This window comes from Psychrobacillus psychrotolerans, assembly GCF_900115805.1.
Classification (GTDB): Bacteria; Bacillota; Bacilli; order Bacillales_A; family Planococcaceae; genus Psychrobacillus; species Psychrobacillus psychrotolerans.
This window is the reverse complement of record NZ_FOXU01000002.1, coordinates 38,962-59,172: the sequence shown is the minus strand read 5'-3', so window position 1 is coordinate 59,172 and position 20,211 is coordinate 38,962. Positions and strand designations below refer to the sequence as shown.

At 38.1% G+C, this 20,211-nt stretch carries 24 protein-coding genes; 13 read left to right on the top strand and 11 right to left on the bottom strand.

Going from position 1 to position 20,211, the window contains the following annotated elements; translation table 11 throughout:
- Positions 1–103 precede the first annotated feature (103 nt).
- Positions 104–1,294 (top strand): glycine C-acetyltransferase, encoded by a 1,191-nt coding sequence (locus BM260_RS05410; RefSeq protein ID WP_093535875.1) that lies wholly within the window; start codon positions 104–106, stop codon positions 1,292–1,294.
- 448 nt (positions 1,295–1,742) lie between these two features.
- Positions 1,743–2,702 carry an L-threonine 3-dehydrogenase gene (locus BM260_RS05405; protein WP_093535873.1) on the top strand — a complete coding sequence of 320 codons (960 nt, stop codon included), beginning with the start codon at positions 1,743–1,745 and terminating at the stop codon, positions 2,700–2,702.
- A 276-nt stretch (positions 2,703–2,978) separates the two neighbouring features.
- Here the strand turns inward: BM260_RS05405 and BM260_RS05400 are convergent, their stop codons facing one another.
- The 5 genes from BM260_RS05400 to BM260_RS05380 all read right to left on the bottom strand — a co-directional run bounded on the left by BM260_RS05400 (position 2,979) and on the right by BM260_RS05380 (position 6,764).
- Positions 2,979–4,319 carry a YjiH family protein gene (locus tag BM260_RS05400; protein ID WP_093535871.1) on the bottom strand — a complete coding sequence of 447 codons (1,341 nt, stop codon included), beginning with the start codon at positions 4,317–4,319 and terminating at the stop codon, positions 2,979–2,981.
- A gap of 107 nt (positions 4,320–4,426) precedes the next feature.
- Complete coding sequence (gene bshB2 / locus BM260_RS05395; protein ID WP_093535869.1) at positions 4,427–5,113, bottom strand: bacillithiol biosynthesis deacetylase BshB2; 687 nt, start codon at positions 5,111–5,113, stop codon at positions 4,427–4,429.
- Positions 5,114–5,126: 13 nt separating this feature from the next.
- A complete protein-coding gene (locus BM260_RS05390) occupies positions 5,127–5,477 on the bottom strand; it encodes a YojF family protein (protein ID WP_093535867.1) in 351 nt (116 codons plus the stop codon).
- A gap of 126 nt (positions 5,478–5,603) precedes the next feature.
- Positions 5,604–6,437 (bottom strand): bifunctional hydroxymethylpyrimidine kinase/phosphomethylpyrimidine kinase, encoded by an 834-nt coding sequence (thiD, locus tag BM260_RS05385; RefSeq protein ID WP_093535865.1) that lies wholly within the window; start codon positions 6,435–6,437, stop codon positions 5,604–5,606.
- A gap of 69 nt (positions 6,438–6,506) precedes the next feature.
- The gene (locus BM260_RS05380) at positions 6,507–6,764 is read right to left on the bottom strand and encodes a hypothetical protein (protein WP_093535863.1); all 258 of its coding nucleotides are present in this window, start codon (positions 6,762–6,764) and stop codon (positions 6,507–6,509) included.
- Between the two features lie 103 nt (positions 6,765–6,867).
- Between BM260_RS05380 and BM260_RS05375 the strand changes: the two genes are divergently transcribed.
- From BM260_RS05375 to BM260_RS05355, 5 genes are read left to right on the top strand one after another with little or no spacing between them, the layout of a single operon-like run.
- Positions 6,868–7,617, top strand: coding sequence for a DUF4230 domain-containing protein (locus tag BM260_RS05375; protein ID WP_093535861.1), 750 nt, complete (start codon positions 6,868–6,870; stop codon positions 7,615–7,617).
- 7 nt (positions 7,618–7,624) lie between these two features.
- Positions 7,625–8,278 (top strand): uracil-DNA glycosylase, encoded by a 654-nt coding sequence (locus BM260_RS05370; RefSeq protein ID WP_093535859.1) that lies wholly within the window; start codon positions 7,625–7,627, stop codon positions 8,276–8,278.
- A gap of 37 nt (positions 8,279–8,315) precedes the next feature.
- Positions 8,316–8,495 (top strand): uracil-DNA glycosylase, encoded by a 180-nt coding sequence (locus BM260_RS18640; RefSeq protein WP_093535857.1) that lies wholly within the window; start codon positions 8,316–8,318, stop codon positions 8,493–8,495.
- A complete protein-coding gene (locus BM260_RS05360) occupies positions 8,492–8,743 on the top strand; it encodes a YwdI family protein (RefSeq protein WP_093535855.1) in 252 nt (83 codons plus the stop codon). The genes BM260_RS18640 and BM260_RS05360 overlap by 4 nt, the downstream gene beginning before the upstream one ends.
- A 19-nt stretch (positions 8,744–8,762) precedes the next feature.
- Complete coding sequence (locus tag BM260_RS05355; RefSeq protein WP_093535853.1) at positions 8,763–9,143, top strand: DUF423 domain-containing protein; 381 nt, start codon at positions 8,763–8,765, stop codon at positions 9,141–9,143.
- A gap of 428 nt (positions 9,144–9,571) precedes the next feature.
- Here the strand turns inward: BM260_RS05355 and gerQ are convergent, their stop codons facing one another.
- The 3 genes from gerQ to hemQ form a co-directional block, all read right to left on the bottom strand.
- Entirely contained in the window at positions 9,572–9,901 is a 330-nt protein-coding gene (gene gerQ / locus BM260_RS05350; RefSeq protein WP_093535851.1) for a spore coat protein GerQ, read from the bottom strand.
- An 18-nt stretch (positions 9,902–9,919) separates the two neighbouring features.
- On the bottom strand, positions 9,920–10,339 hold the full coding sequence (locus BM260_RS05345; protein WP_093535849.1) for a cell wall hydrolase: 420 nt from the start codon (positions 10,337–10,339) through the stop codon (positions 9,920–9,922).
- Positions 10,340–10,449: 110 nt separating this feature from the next.
- Positions 10,450–11,199, bottom strand: a complete 750-nt coding sequence (gene hemQ, locus BM260_RS05340; RefSeq protein ID WP_093535847.1) for a hydrogen peroxide-dependent heme synthase — start codon at positions 11,197–11,199, stop codon at positions 10,450–10,452.
- Between the two features lie 151 nt (positions 11,200–11,350).
- On the opposite strand from hemQ, the gene pta reads away from it, so the two are divergent.
- Positions 11,351–12,295: a phosphate acetyltransferase gene (pta, locus tag BM260_RS05335; RefSeq protein ID WP_093535845.1), complete on the top strand. Its 945-nt coding sequence runs from the start codon at positions 11,351–11,353 to the stop codon at positions 12,293–12,295.
- Positions 12,296–12,315: 20 nt separating this feature from the next.
- The gene (locus BM260_RS05330) at positions 12,316–13,146 is read left to right on the top strand and encodes a lipoate--protein ligase family protein (protein ID WP_093536704.1); all 831 of its coding nucleotides are present in this window, start codon (positions 12,316–12,318) and stop codon (positions 13,144–13,146) included.
- Positions 13,147–13,165: 19 nt separating this feature from the next.
- Here the strand turns inward: BM260_RS05330 and BM260_RS05325 are convergent, their stop codons facing one another.
- Positions 13,166–13,789: an RsfA family transcriptional regulator gene (locus BM260_RS05325; protein WP_093535843.1), complete on the bottom strand. Its 624-nt coding sequence runs from the start codon at positions 13,787–13,789 to the stop codon at positions 13,166–13,168.
- A gap of 255 nt (positions 13,790–14,044) precedes the next feature.
- On the opposite strand from BM260_RS05325, the gene BM260_RS05320 reads away from it, so the two are divergent.
- The 3 genes from BM260_RS05320 to BM260_RS05310 all read left to right on the top strand — a co-directional run bounded on the left by BM260_RS05320 (position 14,045) and on the right by BM260_RS05310 (position 16,186).
- Positions 14,045–14,272 carry a DUF1450 domain-containing protein gene (locus tag BM260_RS05320; protein ID WP_093061364.1) on the top strand — a complete coding sequence of 76 codons (228 nt, stop codon included), beginning with the start codon at positions 14,045–14,047 and terminating at the stop codon, positions 14,270–14,272.
- Positions 14,273–14,348: 76 nt separating this feature from the next.
- Positions 14,349–15,644, top strand: coding sequence for an HD domain-containing protein (locus tag BM260_RS05315; protein ID WP_093535841.1), 1,296 nt, complete (start codon positions 14,349–14,351; stop codon positions 15,642–15,644).
- 26 nt (positions 15,645–15,670) lie between these two features.
- Complete coding sequence (locus tag BM260_RS05310; protein ID WP_093535839.1) at positions 15,671–16,186, top strand: YwgA family protein; 516 nt, start codon at positions 15,671–15,673, stop codon at positions 16,184–16,186.
- A gap of 677 nt (positions 16,187–16,863) precedes the next feature.
- Here BM260_RS05310 and BM260_RS05305 read toward each other — a convergent pair.
- Positions 16,864–17,049 (bottom strand): 2-hydroxymuconate tautomerase, encoded by a 186-nt coding sequence (locus BM260_RS05305; RefSeq protein ID WP_093535837.1) that lies wholly within the window; start codon positions 17,047–17,049, stop codon positions 16,864–16,866.
- Positions 17,050–17,115: 66 nt separating this feature from the next.
- On the opposite strand from BM260_RS05305, the gene BM260_RS05300 reads away from it, so the two are divergent.
- Positions 17,116–17,637 (top strand): YwhD family protein, encoded by a 522-nt coding sequence (locus tag BM260_RS05300; RefSeq protein WP_093535835.1) that lies wholly within the window; start codon positions 17,116–17,118, stop codon positions 17,635–17,637.
- Between the two features lie 344 nt (positions 17,638–17,981).
- Here the strand turns inward: BM260_RS05300 and BM260_RS05295 are convergent, their stop codons facing one another.
- Positions 17,982–20,048: a transglycosylase domain-containing protein gene (locus BM260_RS05295; protein WP_093535833.1), complete on the bottom strand. Its 2,067-nt coding sequence runs from the start codon at positions 20,046–20,048 to the stop codon at positions 17,982–17,984.
- Positions 20,049–20,211 lie beyond the last annotated feature (163 nt).

The window sequence follows — 20,211 nt, the reverse complement described above, 5'->3', positions numbered from 1 at the left end:
ACGGACAAATGTCTGTAGGGCTTTAAAATAGCAGCTTTATTTTCCTCAAACCTTTTCACATGGTAAGATAGAGTAGAATATGACCCGTGAAAGGATGAGTAACATGTCTCACATATTAAATAATTTTTTAACTGAAAACTTAAATGAATTGAAGAACCAAGGTTTATATAATGAAATCGACCCAGTAGAAGGTCCTAATGGCGCGAAAATAAGTGTGAAGGGCTCTGAGCTCATTAATCTCTCATCGAATAACTATTTAGGACTTGCAACAAATCCAGAGCTAAAACAAATTGCAAAAGATGCGGTGGACAAGTATGGAGTTGGAGCTGGAGCTGTCCGTACGATTAATGGAACACTAGATCTACATGTGAAGTTAGAACAAAAGCTAGCGGAATTCAAAGGAACGGAAGCGGCTATATCTTACCAATCAGGTTTCAACTGTAACATGGCAGCTATTTCTGCAGTGATGGACAAAAACGATGCCATTTTGTCAGACCAACTAAATCATGCGTCTATTATTGATGGATGCCGACTGTCTCGTGCGAAAATCATAGCATTTAACCACTCCGATATGGATGATTTACGTGCTAAAGCAAAAGCCGCAACAGAATCAGGTCAATATAACAAGGTGATGGTTATTACAGATGGCGTTTTCTCCATGGATGGAGATATTGCGAAGCTTCCAGAAATCGTGGAGATTGCGAAGGAGTTTGATCTAATAACTTATGTAGACGATGCACATGGTTCAGGTGTAACTGGTAAAGGGAAGGGAACTGTGAAGCATTTCGGTTTAGAAAAAGAAATCGATTTCCAAATTGGTACTCTTTCTAAAGCAATCGGTGTTGTAGGTGGATACGTTGCAGGTAAAAAGGATTTAATCGACTGGTTAAAGGTTCGTTCACGTCCATTTTTATTCTCCACAGCATTACCACCAGGTGATGTAGCAGCAATTACTGCAGCAGTTCAAATGATTATTGATTCCACTGAATTACACGACAAACTTTGGGATAATGGTGACTACTTAAAAGCAGGTTTATCGAAACTTGGATTTAACATCGGAGCATCCGAAACACCGATTACACCATGTATTATTGGCGATGAAAAATTAACGCAAGTCTTCTCCAAACGACTATTCGAGGAAGGCGTTTATGCCAAATCTATTGTCTTCCCAACCGTACCAAAAGGGACAGGACGCGTTCGTAATATGCCTACCGCAGCCCATACGAAAGAAATGCTAGATGAAGCCATCGCTGTTTATGAGAAAGTTGGTAAAGAGCTTGGCGTAATTAAATAGTTTAAAACAGCTACCAAGTTTAAAACTTGGTAGCCTTTTTTATGAGAACAAAGTTAAGTTTAATTTTTCATATTTGTTTCTATCCATTTAAATGAATAAAAAAATTATAATTTTGGACATCCTTTGACTAAACAAAATGCTATCCTCAGCTACTAATCGAAAAGTGCTCAAATCATCTTTTTCTTACTATAATTACATCTATTGCATAAGGCATAACTGTAAATAGACAAGCACCGTTAATGCAACTCCTAAAACAAATATAGAGATGTATGGAAGTAGTCTCATATAGGCCTCCTGTACTTCACTATAAGAAACTCTTTTAAAGTTGTATTGTGTTTATTGAGGGAACATTGTATAATTAATTTCACGAAAGGCTAGTAATATCAATGGTTTCGGTGTCAATTTTGTACTCCTCAAAAATACAAATGTTTTTGGAAGGAAGAATAATATGAAAAAAATTATGGTTACCGGAGCTCTAGGGCAAATCGGTTCAGAGTTAATAACCAAATTGCGAAAAGAGTATGGTTCAGACAATATATTAGCAACGGATATTAGAAATGTTGTTTCACCTGTATCAGAAAGTGGTCCTTTTGAAATTTTAGATGTGACCGATGGGGAAAAAATGCATCAACTTGCGAAGGATTTTAAAGCAGATACGATGATCCATATGGCAGCTCTTTTATCAGCAACTGCAGAGGCTAAACCATTACTTGCATGGAATTTAAATATGGGTGGGTTAGTAAATGCACTAGAAGCTTCTAGAGAACTAGGTTTGCAGTTCTTTACTCCAAGTTCTATTGGAGCATTTGGGCCTTCTACGCCTAAAAAGAATACTCCTCAGGATACATTACAGCGTCCAACAACGATGTATGGAGTGAACAAAGTCTCAGGTGAATTATTATGTGATTACTACTTTAATAAATTTGGGTTAGACACACGTGGATTGCGTTTCCCAGGGCTGATTTCCAATGAAACTTTACCTGGTGGTGGAACGACTGATTATGCAGTGGATATTTATTATAAAGCGATTAAAGAGGCTTCGTATACATCATATATTGCAGCTGGAACATATATGGATATGATGTATATGCCAGATGCTTTGCAGGCAATTGTGGACTTAATGGAGGCAGATGCTTCAAAATTGATCCATCGCAATGCGTTCAATGTAACGGCAATGAGCTTTGAACCAGAGCAAATCGCAGCATCTATCCGTAAGGAAATACCGACTTTCACTATGGACTTTGAAGTGGATCCGATTCGTCAAGCAATAGCAAATAGCTGGCCAGATTCTATAGATGCAGCTGCTGCAAAGGAAGAATGGGGCTTTTCATATAAATATGATCTAGATGCAATGACAAAAGATATGTTAACTAAACTAGCAGCAAAACAAACAGCGGACCTTCTATAAGGTCCGCTGTTTTTCTGTTGTATCATTTATTAAAAGGAATTTGGTGCTATAAAAATTGGATAGCATTTTTTCTCTAATTATCTAAAAACGACGATGGACAGTAAAAATCCATAAGATTACCGAGAAAAAAGAGGCTATTTGTGACATTAGTCACGAACAGCCTCTTTGAAAATCAAATGGTAATCATATAGCATAAAATCTGTCCAAAGTACATTTACAATAGAAACAGGTTTAATGTACAAAGACCGGGTGTTTTTTATACCTGGTCTTTCTTATTTAAAACAATATATGTGCGACTACTGCAATGATTGGGAATGAAATAAGCGTACGTAATAAGAAAATAACGACTAAGTCTTTAATATTAACCGGAATTTTTGAACCTAATAACAAGCCACCAACTTCAGACATATAAATCAGCTGCGTTACAGACATTGTAGCGATAAAGAAGCGAGTCATTTCTGATTCAATAGATGCTCCAAGAATAGACGGAAGGAACATATCCGCAAAACCAACAACCATTGTTTGTGCTGCTGCCGCTGCTTCTGGAATACCAAATAACATTAATAGGGGCTCAAAAGGTTTACCTAAAATAGTAAATACCGAAGTATACTCTGCAAGCATTAATGCAATTGTACCGAATGCAAGTACTACAGGTGCAACTCCAATATACATATCAATCACATTTTTTATACCATCCGTAAAAAACTTGCCAATTGAACGGTTTTTACTAGCCGTGTTCAATGCATTTTCTAAACCATGCGTAACGGCATTATAATTTTCAGGGTATTTCTCTGCTTCTAAATCAAGAGGACGTCCGTCAATATGTGTATCCTCTTTTCCAGCAAGTGGGTAAATTCTTGGCATGATAAACGCAAGTACAACACCACAAAGTAGAACGGTTAAATAATACGGTATAAAGTAATTGCCTAAACCAACTTGATCTAATACAACGATACAAAATGTTATAGAAACAACGGAGAAAGTAGAACCAATAATAGCTGCTTCTTTCTTCGTGTAATAACCTTCTTCATACTGTCTACTAGTAAGCAAAACTCCGATTGTCCCATCTCCAACCCATGAAGTAAGAGCGTCAACGGCAGAGCGACCGGGTAACTTGAATAGAGGGCGCATGATTTTCACCATCATCGTACCAAAGAACTCCAATAGTCCGAAGTTTAGTAGTAGAGGTAACAACAATCCTGCGAACAAGAAAATGGTAAATAGGAAGGACACCAGTCCAGTAGGACTTAATAACATTCCACCTGTATTTTCACTCCAAATTGCCTCAGGACCAATCTGCCAGATGATCAAAATAGAAAAGACTGCACCGACAATACGTGTAACTGTCCAAAAAGGAGTTACTTTGAATAAGTTATTGATAAAAGTCTCTTCTTTTGGTCTGAACAGAAAAATAATCGAGCCAATCGCAGCGATTAAAAGTGTTACTAATGCAACCCATTGGACGACTGGTTCAAGTAAGGTAGAAAGAATACTAGCAAACCATGCAATAGGTATTTGAATTCCTTCGTCAATAGGTAGAGGAATCATAAAAAGAATAACACCTGCTATAGATGGTAGCAGGAATAATAGCCAAGTGGATAAAGAAAACTTTTTCATGCAAAAGACCAACTTTCTATATATATGAATATTTATACATCAACTAATACTGTTTATACATAATAATTCAATTGCATGAAGAAGTCTATAGCTTAAAGAAAGTTCCTTTATTCGAAATCTTTGGAGAAGTCATATGTGTAAAAACGTTCGAAGTTTAGCCAATTTTCTGCTTCAGTTTCTCCATCAGCTAGACGTTTATCCATTTCTTCTAACATCCATGCAGTCTGTGAAATATGCGCACGCATAGATCCCATTTTTTGTTCTGCAGCTTCTTTAATGTTATGAACAATATCTGGCTCTCCTAAGACTTCCTTAGAATCATTTGAAAACGCTAAAGCATAAATTGTTGGGCGTTGTTCCTCAGGCATACGTCTCACTGCGCGAATCATTGCACGTCCAGTCGCATCATGATCAGGATGAACTGCATAATTTGGATAAAACGTAATTACTAGGGAAGGGTTCGTATCAGAGATTAGGTTTTGCATCATCTCTACCATTTTTTCATCGTCCTCAAATTCTACCGTTTTATCACGTAAACCCATCATACGAAGGTCTGTCACTCCCATTGCTTTAGCAGATGCAAGTAGTTCATCTTTGCGAACTTGCGGCAATGTCTCACGAGTGGCGAAAGGAGGGTTTCCTAAGTTTCTTCCCATTTCCCCTAGTGTTAAGCAAGCGTATGTAACCGGAATTCCTTGCTTAATATAAGTTGCTATTGTACCTGATACCCCAAATGCTTCATCGTCAGGGTGAGGGAATACAACTAATACATGTCGTTCCATTGGTAATGTCATTTATGTGTCCTCCTTAGTAAGTAAATGGTGTTTTGCTAATTTGTAATGCAACGGCCAATTTCCCAGTTTGGTCATGTCCAGCCATCAATAATCTTCCGTGCTCATCTAACTCGAAATGGGTAATCCCTTGTGCATATACCCAACCATGGGGGAGTTTTAACCCTATACGATGTGGAGATTCTCCTGCTATTTTCCCAAGTTCGTAACGTATGATAACGTTACGAATGAATGCACCCGCATTAAACACACTCTCATTAAAATGTGCCGCATAGGCTCCATTTGTTGTTTCTAAATGTATATATACATCTTCGTTTGCAAAATTATTCAAAAGCTCCTGCAAGCGTTCTACTTGAACAAGTTCCATTCATATTGCCTCCTAGTATACTGTCTGCTATTAGTATAATGAAAAAAACTTAATGATGCGAATGATTGAATTAGACACAAAAAAACTCGTAAGTCATCGATGACTCTACGAGTTTTTAAATACTTATTAAACAGTTGTAGTAGTTACTTCTGGAGCGCCGAATTTACCTTTAGCACCGTGAAGAACTGGTCCAACGTATTGATTTAATTTCCAACCGTGTGCGATAGCGGCTGAAACGAATTCTTTCGCCTCAAAAACTGAATCGGCAACAGAAAAGCCATTAGCTAAATTTGCCGTTATTGCTGCAGCAAACGTACATCCAGCACCATGATTGAACGTAGTTTCTGTTTTTTCTGTTTCTAAAAGTGTATGTGTTTGTCCATCGTAAAATAAGTCTACAGCTTTTTCGTGCTTTAACTGCTTACCACCTTTGATGACTACATTTTTCGCACCAAGAGCATGAATTTTTTCTGCGGCTGCTTTCATATCCTCAATTGTGTGCAATGCACCAAGGCCGGAAAGTTGTCCAGCTTCAAACAGGTTAGGGGTAACGACTAATGCGCGTGGAAGTAAAAACTCGATCATTGCATCCACTGTCCCCGGATTTAGGACTTCATCCTCCCCTTTACATACCATAACAGGGTCAATTACTACACTTTTAACTCCAGCTTCTTCTATAATATTACCGGCTGTCTCTATAATTTCTTCCGTACTTAACATACCAGTTTTGATAGCATCCACATTTGTAGATAATGCCGTTTTTGCTTGGCGTTTAATCTCTTCTACTGGCAATGAGAATACACCGTGGCTCCATCCGTTATCAGGATCCATAGTAGCAATAACTGTTAAAATATTCATGCCATATGTACCGTGTTCTTGGAAAGTCTTTAAATCTGCTTGAATTCCAGCTCCACCAGAAGTATCGGAACCAGCTATTGTAAGTGTTTTTTTGATAGACATTGGACTTTTCTCCTTTTCCTATGCTGCGTATAATTATTTTATTGTAGCAGATTTTTTCGGATATTTACATTAAGGAATCTTAGGAGCCGTCCAGAACTTATATAAAACAAATAAACAAACAACAACAAGTATACCTGTTACAAGGGAGCCAACTATAATTTCGTTTACCCATAGTGAAACAGATAAGAAAATAAGGAATGCAATAAGTAAAACAAATACAAAAATAAAGCACCCCAATCCAATGTTTTTAGCTCCTTCTGGAACCATATTGGTACTAGCTGCTTTTTCAATCTGTTTTAATTTTTCTCGATAGTGAAAATCTGCCATTTGAAAAAACTCCTTTTTTTTATCGTACCATGGTAGATTAGTTGTTAATAGCGAAACTTTTAGCTAATGTAAACGTAATAGATTTAGAGGAAAGAGGGATGATATGCGAAAAGAGGACAAGATTCGTGAAATGGAAAAGCTCTTGGAAGAATTAAAAGCTCAAGATGAGTCGGCAGCTACTATTGCAGAAAGCCCTTCACGTAAAGGATTTAATGCTTGGAAGATGCCACGAACTTTATACAGGTTTGGTACAAAGTCCTTCCTACTTATTGGACTACTCATTCTCTTATTAATAGCGGCCCTTCCATTTGCAGCTTTTTGGGCTATTAAAGGAAGTACGTTCACTGAAAGTAAAGGCTCATTCGTGGAACAAGTACAAGCGTTGAATGAGTTGTCAACTGCCCAGGCTTATACGAAAGTAATTATTGAAAGACAAGATAATGCAGTATTTGGAAAAGAGATTGGCATTGATTTACCTGGCACTAAGCGACAACTTCTAGTGGTTATACCTGGTTCTGTCAAAGCAGGTGTCGATTTTTCGCAGGTGGTCGAGTCAGATATAGATGTAGATGAAGAAAATAGGACGGCTAAGTTAATATTGCCAAAGCCTGAATTTCTAGGTGGACCAGAGATTTTATTTGAACAGGTAGAAGTATTTTCATATGAAGGACTATTCCGTGAGAAAGCAGATATTAAAGAGGGATATGAACTTGCAGAGACTGCAAAAGAAATGATGATTGAAGAAACAACTGGACAAGGTATTTTAGAGCTAGCAGAAGAAAATGCGGCTAAGTCAGTGAAAGAAATGTTCCAGTTAGTGAATTATGATGTAGAAGTGGAGTTTAAGGAGTGACAAGTACATGCCTAGTTGGAAAGATGTGTTAAGAGAGGAACAGGAGAAGCCTTATTTTAAAAAGTTACAATTATTTTTAGATGAGGAATATGCATCTCAAACAATTTTTCCCAAACGTACCGAAATCGACAGTGCGTTTAAGATGACCGCCTATGATAATGTCAGGGTAGTAATTTTGGGACAAGACCCTTATCACGGGGAAGGGCAAGCCCATGGAATGAGCTTCTCTGTGAAGCCAGGTGTTCGTATACCTCCAAGCTTACGGAATATGTTGAAGGAATTAGAAGATGATTTAGGTTGTCCTCTTCCAACGAGTGGATATTTAGAAAAGTGGGCGAAACAAGGGGTCCTTTTACTAAATACAGTTTTAACTGTACGAGCAGGAGAAGCTAACTCTCATAAAGGAATGGGTTGGGAAACTTTTACAGATACGGTAATCCAAAAGCTCTCCAACCGAGACAAACCTATTATATTTGTTTTATGGGGTAAGCCAGCTCAGTCTAAAATAATACTAATTGACACAGAAAAACATACGATTCTTCAAGCACCTCATCCAAGCCCATTAAGTGCACATCGAGGATTTTTAGGAAGTAAGCCATATTCTAAAATCAATGCGAGTTTAGCTGCATGGGGGGAGGAACCAATCGATTTTTGCCTATAATTATGCTACGATAGGCAATGGAAAGTAGGGGAGGACATTGGCTGTAAATTGTTTCAAATGTCGACATTTCTTTACGACATGGGATGCGAGAAATCCTCGTGGTTGTAAAGCTTACGGATTTAAAACAAAGGAACTTCCCTCCGTAGTAGTGCTGCGTTCCTCAGGAATGGAATGCATGAAATTTGAACCAAAGCAAGTGGAGGGACTAAGACGATGATTTCTAATGAGCAACTATTAATGCAAATAGATAAACATCTAAAATATGCAAAAACTAGTGGCAATGAGCAATCTTTCAGAGAATCATTAGTTGCGATTAAAGCATTGTGTGATGTTGGTTTAGAAGTGCAAATTCCATTACAAGTTCCAACTACTAGAAGTGTGCAAACGACTTCAACAATTTTACCTACACAACCAGTTGCTATAAAAGAAGAAGATGCAAATGGTGATTCCCTATTCGATTTTTAAGAGAAAGAAGGAGAGTTTCGTGAAGTTTTTTATTATAGCAGGTGCTATTAACGGTTTTCTATCCGTAGCACTTGGAGCCTTTGGAGCGCATCTTTTGGAAGGTAAAGTGGCTGACAAATACTTGGCAACATGGGAAACAGCGGTACAATACCAGATGTTCCATGCATTAGCTTTAGTTGCTATTGGTATATTGATGAGTAGCAAGGTACTCGGTCCAATTTCTACCTTGAATACTGCAGGATACTTTATACTTGCAGGAATTATTATCTTCTCAGGTAGTTTATATGTATTGAGCTTAACAGGTATTAGCATTTTAGGAGCAGTAACACCAATCGGTGGAGTAGCATTTTTAGTTGGATGGATTATGCTTATAGTAGCCGCGGTAAAATACGCAAACTAATCGGGAAGTCGAACCTATCAAGGGTTCGGCTTTTTTGTTTCTAAATTTTTTATCCGTACACCAGAAAGTATATATAAATACAGGCTGAACATTGGATTTAATGAATTTTTAAGAATGAATAATACTACTGATTGAACAAAGGCTAAGAGCGCACCTCGTGTGGCAACGCAGATAATAAGAGTATTCTAAGGTTATGTAGGGATAAAACCGTCTGTTGAATTGGGCTACTATTCTGTAATGAAGAATGTGTATATAAAATGGATCCATTTGATTGGTGGGAACAGCGCGAGCTGAAGCCGTGCCCACGGAAAGCGTCGGCTCGGAGCGAAAATCAATTTCATATCTACGTTTTTATTATAAGAGGACCGGGTCTGAGTTTCACTGAAACAACAAAAAAGCTTATTCGCATAACGAATAAGCTTTAAGTATTAAGCGTAATAATTAATTTCTTCATCAAATGTTACATAATCTAAGTAAATCATAAGCATTAAGTATCTTTTGCCATTTGGATCACTAATAATAACGTGATCGCGACCAGCAGCTTCTATATAGCCGGTAACTACAAAATTATTCCTTTCTCGGTTGTTCTCGAACGTAAAATAGAATGTACCTAACTTGCCTTTGTTGGCTCTTAAAATATTTTCAATATAAGATTCTTCCTGTCCTCTAATAGCTGCCGGTATTTGAGGGGGGGTCATAGGTTGTTGCATTTGCTGCTGTTGAGGGAAACCTCCAGGGTGCCAATAATATTGAACCATTCAAACATCCTTTCAAATTTATATTTGGGGACAATCTGCAGTAGAAGGTGCGAAGAAGCAATGTGATTTAAAACGGCCTGTATTCGGTTGGTTATACCATTGTGCAGGACATTCTCCTGCTGGTTCAAAAAACCATAATGAACGAGTTGCAGGGTGAAACCGCTCCCCATTAATCACTCGTTGGGCAATTTTTTTATCTTGCTCACGTGCACTTTGATAGAAGTACGACTTCTGTGTTGCTTCAAATCCTCCAGGGCTTTGAAAAACCATTTCCTCCAGCGTCCGTATATCTTTGAAATCTAGGCAGGCAGCACGAACTCTATTTACTCCTACGTTCCCTACCATGAGCATGCCAAGCTCACCCTCACCTTCAGCTTCTGATCGCATCAGACTCGCAAGTAATTCCAGTTGCTTCGTGTTGGATTTGACGACTGCCATTGCATCACCTCCTACCCATACACTATGCAAACAGATTGCAAATGATGAACAAAGTTTGTATAGACATATAGAAGCAAAAAAAAAGACTGCACAATAGCAGTCCTTTCATTTTAGATATTAAAGAATGTAGAGCGTTTCTCGCCTGCAAGAATAGTACCAGTGAAGAATGATCCAAATTCTGCATAACGAGCGCTTACTTCGTCAAAACGCATTTCATATATTAGCTTTTTAAATTGAAGAACATCGTCTGAGAATAGTGTTACGCCCCATTCAAAATCGTCAAATCCGATTGATCCAGAGATAATTTGCTTAACTTTTCCAGCATAGCTGCGACCGATCATACCATGGCTACGCATTAAATCTTTACGCTCTTGCATTGGAAGCATATACCAGTTGTCATTACCGTCACGACGCTTGTCCATTGGATAGAAGCAAATATATTGAGAACGTTGAAGTTCTGGATATAAACGTGCACGTACATGTGGGTTTTGATATGGATCTTCGTTAGATTCACCAGCAAGGTAGTTAGACAACTCTACTACTGAAACATATGAGTAACCTGGAATTGTGAAATCGGCAATTGTTAATTTATTAAATCTTGCTTCTAGTTCTTGAAGTTCATCCATTGTTGGGCGTAATGTCATTAACATAAAATCAGCTTTTTGCCCAACGATTGTGTAAAAAGCATGTGCTCCTGTTTTAGCATCATCCGCAAGTTGCATTTCATCTAAAAATGCTACGAACTCATCTGTAGCTTGTTTGCGTAGTTCTGGATCTACTTGTTTCCACGATGCCCAGTCCATTTGGCGGAAATCATGTAATACGTACCATCCATCTAATGTAATTGCTGCTTCATTCATAATTTATGACACTCCTTTAGATTAAAATATCTCCCATTTAGTGTATCATATAGTCCCGAACATTTCTTCTAATGGTACGGCTCGCACATGACAATCTGTGACAATCTCGTGTATGCTTGAAGTAACAAAAAAGAGCGTAGGAGGAGACAATATGGCAGATTTATTTCAAGAGATAAAAGAGAAATTAAGGGACGCCAAACTATCCATTATATTGCCAGAGGGAAATGATGAACGAATCATTTCAGCGGCATTGAAACTCCAGGAAGAAGGAATTATACATCCTATTATTATTGGAAAAAAAGAAGAAGTCCCTTCTGCTTTAACTGTTATTAACCCTCAAAATTATGAAAAAATGGACGAGCTTGTCGCTGCTTTTGTAGAACGTCGAAAAGGCAAAGTGACAGAAGAACAAGCTCAAGAGATCCTACAAGATGTTAATTATTTCGGAACGATGCTAGTTTATATGAAAAAGGCAAATGGCTTGGTAAGCGGAGCAGCGCATACGACTGCTGAAACGGTACGTCCTGCATTACAAATTATTAAAACAAAGCCAGGAATCTCGAAAACAAGTGGAGCATTCATTATGGTGAAAGGGGAGACTCGGTATGTATTTGCGGATTGTGCGATTACCATTTCCCCAACGAGCGAGGATTTAGCAGAAATAGCGGTTGAAAGTGCTAAAACAGCTGCAGCCTTTGGTATAAAACCGAAAGTGGCGATGCTATCCTTCTCTACGAAAGGCTCGGCACAATCAGAGGAAACTGAAAAGGTAGTGAGAGCAACTGAATTAGCCAAAGAGTTGGACTCCACTATTCTAATAGAAGGAGAGCTACAATTTGATGCAAGTATAGTCCCTGCGATAGCGGCGAAAAAGGCGCCTGATGCTGTACTACAAGGGGATGCGACTGTATTTGTATTTCCTTCATTAGAGGCAGGGAATATTGGTTATAAAATTGCGCAACGTTTAGGTGAGTTCGAAGCAATTGGCCCTATTTTACAAGGATTGAATGCACCAGTTAATGATTTATCACGAGGTTGTTCTGCAGAGGATGTTTATAAGTTAGCTTATATTACTGCTGCACAAGCACTTATTTGAGGAGTAGTCACATGTCAGAAATAGAAGTTTTATTGCAGCAAGAAAAATGGCGATTTTGGGATCAATCGCTTAGTGGGAAAAGTAGATCTGCACTTGAATCATTCGCATCAGATGATTTACTATGTCACCTAGTAGGACAACAACAGTCACCGGCTACTGTACGTACGTGGGTCCACTCTCAAACTGTTGTTTTAGGTATACAAGATCACAGACTCCCGTTTGTGGAGGATGGGCAGAACTTTCTTCGTACCCAGGGATATTCCCCCATTGTACGAAATTCTGGAGGACTAGCAGTAGTTTTAGATGAGGGTGTACTAAATGTATCTATTATTTTACCGGAAGCGAAGCAGGCGATAGATATTCCTACTGGCTATGAAGTAATGCTTACATTCGTCGAGCTTTTATTCCCCGAAGCAGATGGGAAAATAGAAGCTTATGAAATTATTGGATCGTATTGTCCAGGTTCATATGATTTAAGTATAGATGGTAAAAAGTTTGCGGGAGTTTCCCAGCGAAGATTGCGTCAGGGAATAGCAGTGCAGGTGTATCTATGTATTGAAGGTAGTGGAAGTGAACGAGCAGAACTGATACGTAGATTTTACGAAATTGGCATTCAAGGTGAAAATACTAAGTTTACATATCCAGATATTAAACCAGAAGTGATGGCATCTATGAATGAACTGCTAGATACCTCGTTTAGAGTAGAGGATATCGTTATTCGTATCCAACAATTGCTTCAACAGTTGTCAGACACAGTCATCCATCAATCTGTCACACCTGATGAAATGGACTTGTATATGTTTTACATGCAACGAGTAGTAGATCGCAATAAAAAAATGCTAGAAAAATAAAATAAAAACCACCAATCTTCTAAACGATTGGTGGTTCTTTAGATACGAGATTACCATTCTTCTCCATTTGGAAAACGGGTACTGCTGGTATTTCCTCGTCGTTTAAAGTTACAAGACGTCTTGCACGGTTCATGATCTGAACGAATTGCTCGTAATCTTGTTTAATAGCTGCGTTTTCTTTTTCTAGTTTTGCAAGCTCACTTTCTAATTTACGAATCTTTTCATTCGATATAGTTGAAAGGTGACGGTATCTAGAAACATCTGAATCACTATGTTGCAAACGTACGAGATATGCAATGATAATATCGATCGATAATGCAGATACCGGAATGGATTGGGTGCGTTCACCATCATCTTGAGATTTAGCTAGATAAATTCCATTTCCTCTTCGTCTATAATCTTTTCCTAATATACGAAGCTTTTCTTTTCTTTCTTTTTTCGCTTCCTTTAACTCATTTTCATATTGATGACGAACGACTGCGTTCCAGCGAAATCCACAAGCTGCTGCAGTTCTATTTAATTCGTCTCCTGCTTCTTCAAATGCGTTTAGTTGCGTGCTGCCTTCTCGAACGTGACGTAATACCATCTCTGCTAGCATTTCATCATTCTCTGTCATCCATGCGTCTTGTCTAATTTTTACCATGTTCTTCCTCCTGCCATGTTCATAGTTTCGTTGTTCTATTAACATAATGGTCAACTTAGTGCTCTTTTATTCACGTAATATACACTTGATAGCAATATAAACTTTAAGATACAATGACCTGTAGACTATTACTATTAAACATTCAGCTATTTGTACTAAAACTAATGAAAAAATGATAATGTTTCCGGCGAATATCGCAGATATTAAGAGGAGGCAATTACGCCAAGACGTAATGAATGAAAGGGGTTGAAGACTATGGCAAACCATTTTCGTGTTTGCGATGAGTGTCAAGCCGTCAATTTAAAAACATTAATACCTAAACTAAAAGCGATTGATCCGGAAGCTGAGATTGAAGTGAAAGAATGTCAGTCGTACTGCGGTCCCGGACGAAAAAAAACATTCGCCTTTATCAATAATCGTCCCGTTGCTGCGTTAACGGAAGACGAATTAATGGAAAAAGTACGAGCGAAGATAGCAGATTAACAGAACTTTTGCCGTGTATTCAATATGCGGTTTTTTCTTTATAATGAATACTAAACTACATTTCGGAGGTGGAAGAATGAGCTATGCGACACAAAAGCTAGCAGAAGAAAAAGTGTTTAAAGATCCAGTTCACCGCTATATCCATGTTCGTGATCAGGTCATCTGGGATGTTATCGGAGCAAAAGAGTTTCAACGACTTCGCCGGATTAAACAGCTCGGAACTACATATCTAGTTTTTCATGGTGCCGAACATAGCCGTTTTAATCACTCACTAGGTGTGTACGAGATTGTGAGAAGAATCGTAGATGATAGCTTTAGTGGACGTCCAGAATGGGATGATTCAGAAAGGCTAGTAGTATTATGTGCTGCTCTTCTCCATGATTTAGGGCACGGCCCATTTTCTCATGCATTTGAGAATGTATTTGGGTTAGACCATGAATATTTCACCCAACAAATAATACTTGGCGATACGGATGTCAATAAGATACTAAAAAGAGTTAGCGAAGATTTTCCGCAACGAGTTGCCGACGTTATCGGTAAAACATATCCAAACAAGCAGGTAGTAAGTTTAATATCCAGTCAAATAGATGCTGACCGTATGGATTACTTGCAAAGAGATGCTTATTTTACTGGTGTAAGTTATGGACATTTCGATATGGAAAGAATTTTGCGTGTCATGCGACCAAGAGAAGACCAAGTAGTCATCAAATCGAGTGGAATGCATGCAGTGGAAGATTATATAATGAGTAGATATCAAATGTATTGGCAAGTATATTTCCATCCAGTTTCCCGTAGTGCCGAAGTAATTTTGACGAAAGTTCTACATCGAGCAAAAGCATTAAGTAAAATGGGTTATGATTTTAAACAGCAACCGACTCATTTTAGAGGATTCTTTGATGGTACATATACTTTAAATGAGTACCTTGCTTTAGATGAAGGGGTTTTATTAACTTATTTTCAGTTATGGATGTCAGAAGATGATCCCATTCTATCGGATTTGAGCGATCGTTTTGTGAACCGGAAGCTATTTCAATATATAGAGTTCGATTTAGCGAAAGATTATATGAAGATGAAAGAATTAGAATTACTATTCAAAAAAGCGGGTATAGATCCAGAGTATTACTTAGTGTTCGATTCCTCTTCAGATCTACCATATGATTTTTACCGTCCAGGAGAAGAAGGCGAACGAATTCCAATACATTTGCTAAAACCTAACGGGGAAATTCGTGAGCTATCACGTGAATCGGATATTGTAGAGGCAATCTCTGGGAAAAGAAGAACAGACCATAAATTGTACTTTCCAGAAGATATCTTGACGAAGGACGGAAAGAAAAAAGCATTGAAGAAACAAATACTCGATTTATTAACTTAATGATTTGAAGTAAAGGAGGGGTCTAAGTGATAGAAGAACATGCAAAAGTTGTACAATTTATCGGAGCAGCGGATGGCATTACAGGTCGGAAAAAACTGCAAAAAATGATTTACATCGCAAAAAAACTTCAATATCCATACAAGGAAAAATACGAATTCCATTTTTATGGCCCTTATTCAGAAGAGCTTACCTTACGGATCGAAGAATTATGTAATATGGGATTCCTACAAGAAGAACGCCAAGACAAAGGCTCCTATGTACAATATAAATACCAAATGACTGACGCAGGTGAGCATTTTACTAAAATGGCTCAAGTTCCTGAAGCACCAAGAGATTTGGTAGCATGCATTAACCAAATGAAAGATAAAAGTTCTCGTTTCCTTGAACTAGTATCGACGTTATTATATTTCGATTATCTACCAAAAGAAGAGCAAATCGAAAAACTTCATGTCGTTAAAGGAAAACTCAATTTTTCAAAAGAAGAAATTGACGAGGCCTTCACATTTGTCATGAACCTCATGAACGAAAGAGCTATCCAATAGGATGGCTTTTTCTTTTGGAAAAAAATATTCATTCCGAAAGTAAAGGATACCATTGAGCAAGTAAACTTACTTAAAGTGCAAGTAAGATCCGGGTATTATTGATTTCCGCTTCAGGTGGACGCTTTCCGTGGGCACGGCTTCAATCTGCTCGTCACTACGAAAACATATGCTCCTGCGGTTACTCGTCGCAAAGACATTGGTCTAACAAAGTTTGACCAATGTCTTTCCTGCGGGGCTTTCAGCTCGCGCTGTTCCCACTGGAGTCGCCACCTAGCGCTCCAATAGACAAAGTCCACTTTATGTAAACAGATAATATCACATAGATTTCGTCTTTTATATTGAAATAAGTATTTATGCAATTGATTCTACTATAATTTAGCTTTACAGATTGGTACTTTATATAATCTGCCTATTCATCGTGTTTATCATAAACACTCAGTTTTATTAATGGGTAATTACTACTCAATTTATTGATTGTAGTGAAAGTCGGCGACTCCAGCGGGATAAGCGAGAAAGTCGAGACCCCGCAGAGAGCGAAGCGAACGAGGAGGCTTGACCTCGCCCGCGGAAAGTGTCCGACTGTAACGGAAATCAAAAGTATTACTTTCATAGCTTAGTACAAATAAGCCCCATAAAAAAACGAATCCTATATAAAATAGAATTCGTTTTTATTGAAGTTATCTATCACTAAATAACTTGCCAGCAGTTCCATAATGATTCTTCGGCATTTCTTCGATGAATACAGTAACATTCTCGATTGGAGCATTAACTGTTTCGGAAACAGCAGCAGTTACCTTCTCCACTAATGCTCTTTTTTGCTCGTCGGTACGTCCTTCAAGCATTTTTACTGTGACATATGGCATTTCATTTCCTCCTTTAGTGAACTTTTCTGTATACTAGTATCATAACAGAATGGAGGGAACTGTCGAATGACGAACGAAGAAAAACCAAAACAAAAGATAGGCTTCACGATTATTAAAAATGATCCGACTGACGGACATAAGGGATTCGGTATAGGTTCTCTATCATTAGAGAATGTATCTCCAGTCATTATTGATATAGAAGAAGACCTTGCTAGGGTAGAAGTTGGAGCAATGCATGCAAGAAGTGATACAGAGCGAGGCATTAAGTTTACAACGAACCGAGAAGACTCCCTGGGAGGGAAATCGTATTGGCTTGTTTGGGTGACGATCGATTATAATCCACAAGGACCATATTATGCTGGGGTCAGTGCTTGTGAAATGGTTATTAACCGAGAAAAACGTCGCGGCTATAAGAATTTAGCTGATCACGTTAATCGCATGGACAAATCAATGAAACGTCATATTTTAGTCGATTTTATGGATGACCGCTCAAAAAATATTTTACGTGAATTTTTACAGTCTCATAACAGAGAAATGTGGGATAGAAGTGAAGAAAAACTACATCAAGACCTATCTGTCGAAGCCTAGTATACAAATAGTCCGTTAGGTAGTTGAATTAAAGACGAAAAGACAGTACAATTTAGATAAAGCTTACTTCCAAGTAATGCTAGGACACTTAGTGGACGCAAGTAGTTAAAATGTATGCGTGAATTGACCACCCATTCCAATGACCGCATTCTTTTACAGAAAGCCAAGCTAAGAAAAAGCTTACTACTACCTAATTATAGGTGGCAGTAAGCTTTTTATTATGCTTATAAAACGAACAACGCATTAGTGGAAGGAATTCATACGATTATAACGATAACGAAATACGACCAATTTCTGATTTCTTTCCATTGGTTTTCATCATTATTCAATCAATTCTCCAAGTTCTACTCAAACAAATTAAATGGGAAAATTGACCACGGTTCAGATTCTTCCACACTCTCCTCGAATGTTTGCTGCTTCAATTTAGGGTCGGTGCAAAGCTTAGTTGGAACATCTTTTTGTTTCATGTAAACTAGTCGCTGTTTTTCACAAGCAGATGTAGCGATTCCACCTGTTTCTATATCGACAATGACGCCTTGAACACCGTCCGGGGCTATGAAAGGCTCAACGGGAAGTCCTTGGTGAACTGCTTCCATAAATTCAATCCATACTTGTTTCGTTACTTGTCTTGCTTCCGCATCACTCACTTGTTTACCTTGATCATAGCCATTCCATACACCTGCTGTTAATTGAGGTGAGAAGCCTATCAAATATTGGTCTGTATTTGTAGTTCCAGACTTTGCTGCATATGGTCTGGTTTGTTTTGCTCGAATACTTATCCCTGTAGCAGGTGAATAGTCGTTGAAAACGGGGTCGAACATTCCTGTTAGTAAATGGGATAGTATAAACGAGTCCTGTTCGCTTAAAACTTTTTTCCCTTTTTCCTCATCGTTCTCTATGTCATAAATGACGTTCCCGCTTTTATCAGTTATTTTTGTTATATACTTAGGTTTTTTCTGAATTCCACCAGCAGATATAGTGTTATAAACTTTTGTCATTTCTAATAGCGAAACTTCTGTTGTACCGAGAGCAGTAGAGGGAGCATCCTTTACCTTCATATCTAGATTAAATCTTTCTGTTAACCGTTGAAAAGGTTTATATCCAATTTGTTCTAACGTTTTAACGGCATAAATATTATCGGAAATAGCGAGGGCCTGTGCCAATGAAATAGGATGACCAGCGAACTCCCCGTTCACATTTTTAGGTTCATATTCTTGGCGGCCATTATCGTATGTGAAAATAGTACGCTCACTTTTCATATAAGTGAGCGGAGAGAATCCGTTTTCTAAGGCTGCTGCAAATAATAACGCTTTGATGGTAGAACCTGGCTGCCTTTTTGCTTGTGTAACTCGGTTGAAGGGACTATCCGTGAAATTTCTTCCACCGAGCATTGCAGTTACATAACCAGTATCTGGTTCCATACTTACAAATCCTATTTGTAGTTCTCCTTTTGGCATCCATTTTTCAACTATTTCTTCCGCTACTTGTTGATGTTTTTTGTTTAAAGTGGTTTCAATTGTCCATCCACCTTCTTCAATACGGCGACCATTTTCCAAAGTGATTTCTGTTGCTTCTTTCCACACTTCTTCTAAAAAGTAAGGGGCCGTTTTTTGCTTTATTAGAGAGTCCTCTGCTTTTAATACATAATTTTCATTGAATGCTCGTTCCTTTTGGTCAGCAGTTATCTTTTGTTGGTTTTCCATCAATGTTAGAATTAGTTGCTGACGAGTAACTGCTTTTTCTTCATTTACTAACGGTGAATAATAGGTAGGGCCTTTCGGTATTCCAACTAATAGGGCGGATTCTGCTAGAGTCAAAGATTTAGCGCTTTTCGCAAAATAGAATCTACTCGCTGCCTCGACGCCATACATACCATGACCAAAGTACACTGTATTCAAATAACCTTCTAACAGTTCGTCCTTATCGTAGAAAAGCTCTAATCGGTAGGCATATAGCGCTTCATTTATCTTTCGAGTCCAAGACTTTTCATGGGTAAGAAACAAATTACGAGCATATTGCTGCGTAATTGTACTGGCTCCTTCTACTTTTTTTCCAGCTTTTATATCCTTTAAAATGGCTCCAGCAATCCGTGAATAATCAAATCCATGATGCTCATAAAACTCCTGGTCTTCTACCGCCACAGTGGCTTGAGGTAAAAAAGGAGACATCTCCTCCAATGAAATCCAATATCTCCGTTGGTCTTCAAAGCGATCACCGATAACATTTCCTTGACTGTCTAAAAATACAGAAGAAATTGGGACTTGAATTATGGGAGCACCAACGATTTGAGCATATATTCGGAGCGTGATGAATGCGCTCAAAAGTGCACAGCCAGCAGCAACACATAAAAGGAATAGCCTTTTCCATCGTTTGCTTCGTATGACTTTTTTTCTATGTTGAATACGCCCCATTAAATCAACTCCGTTCTAAATGATGTTTTCATTAGTATGAGAACAATAGATTCAAATTAAACGGGCAAACAAAAAAGTATTGCACTTTTGTCAAAAAGCACTATACTTTCAATGTATTTATTTTTTTTATAAATACCAAAAACTATTGTAGAAACGGAGATAG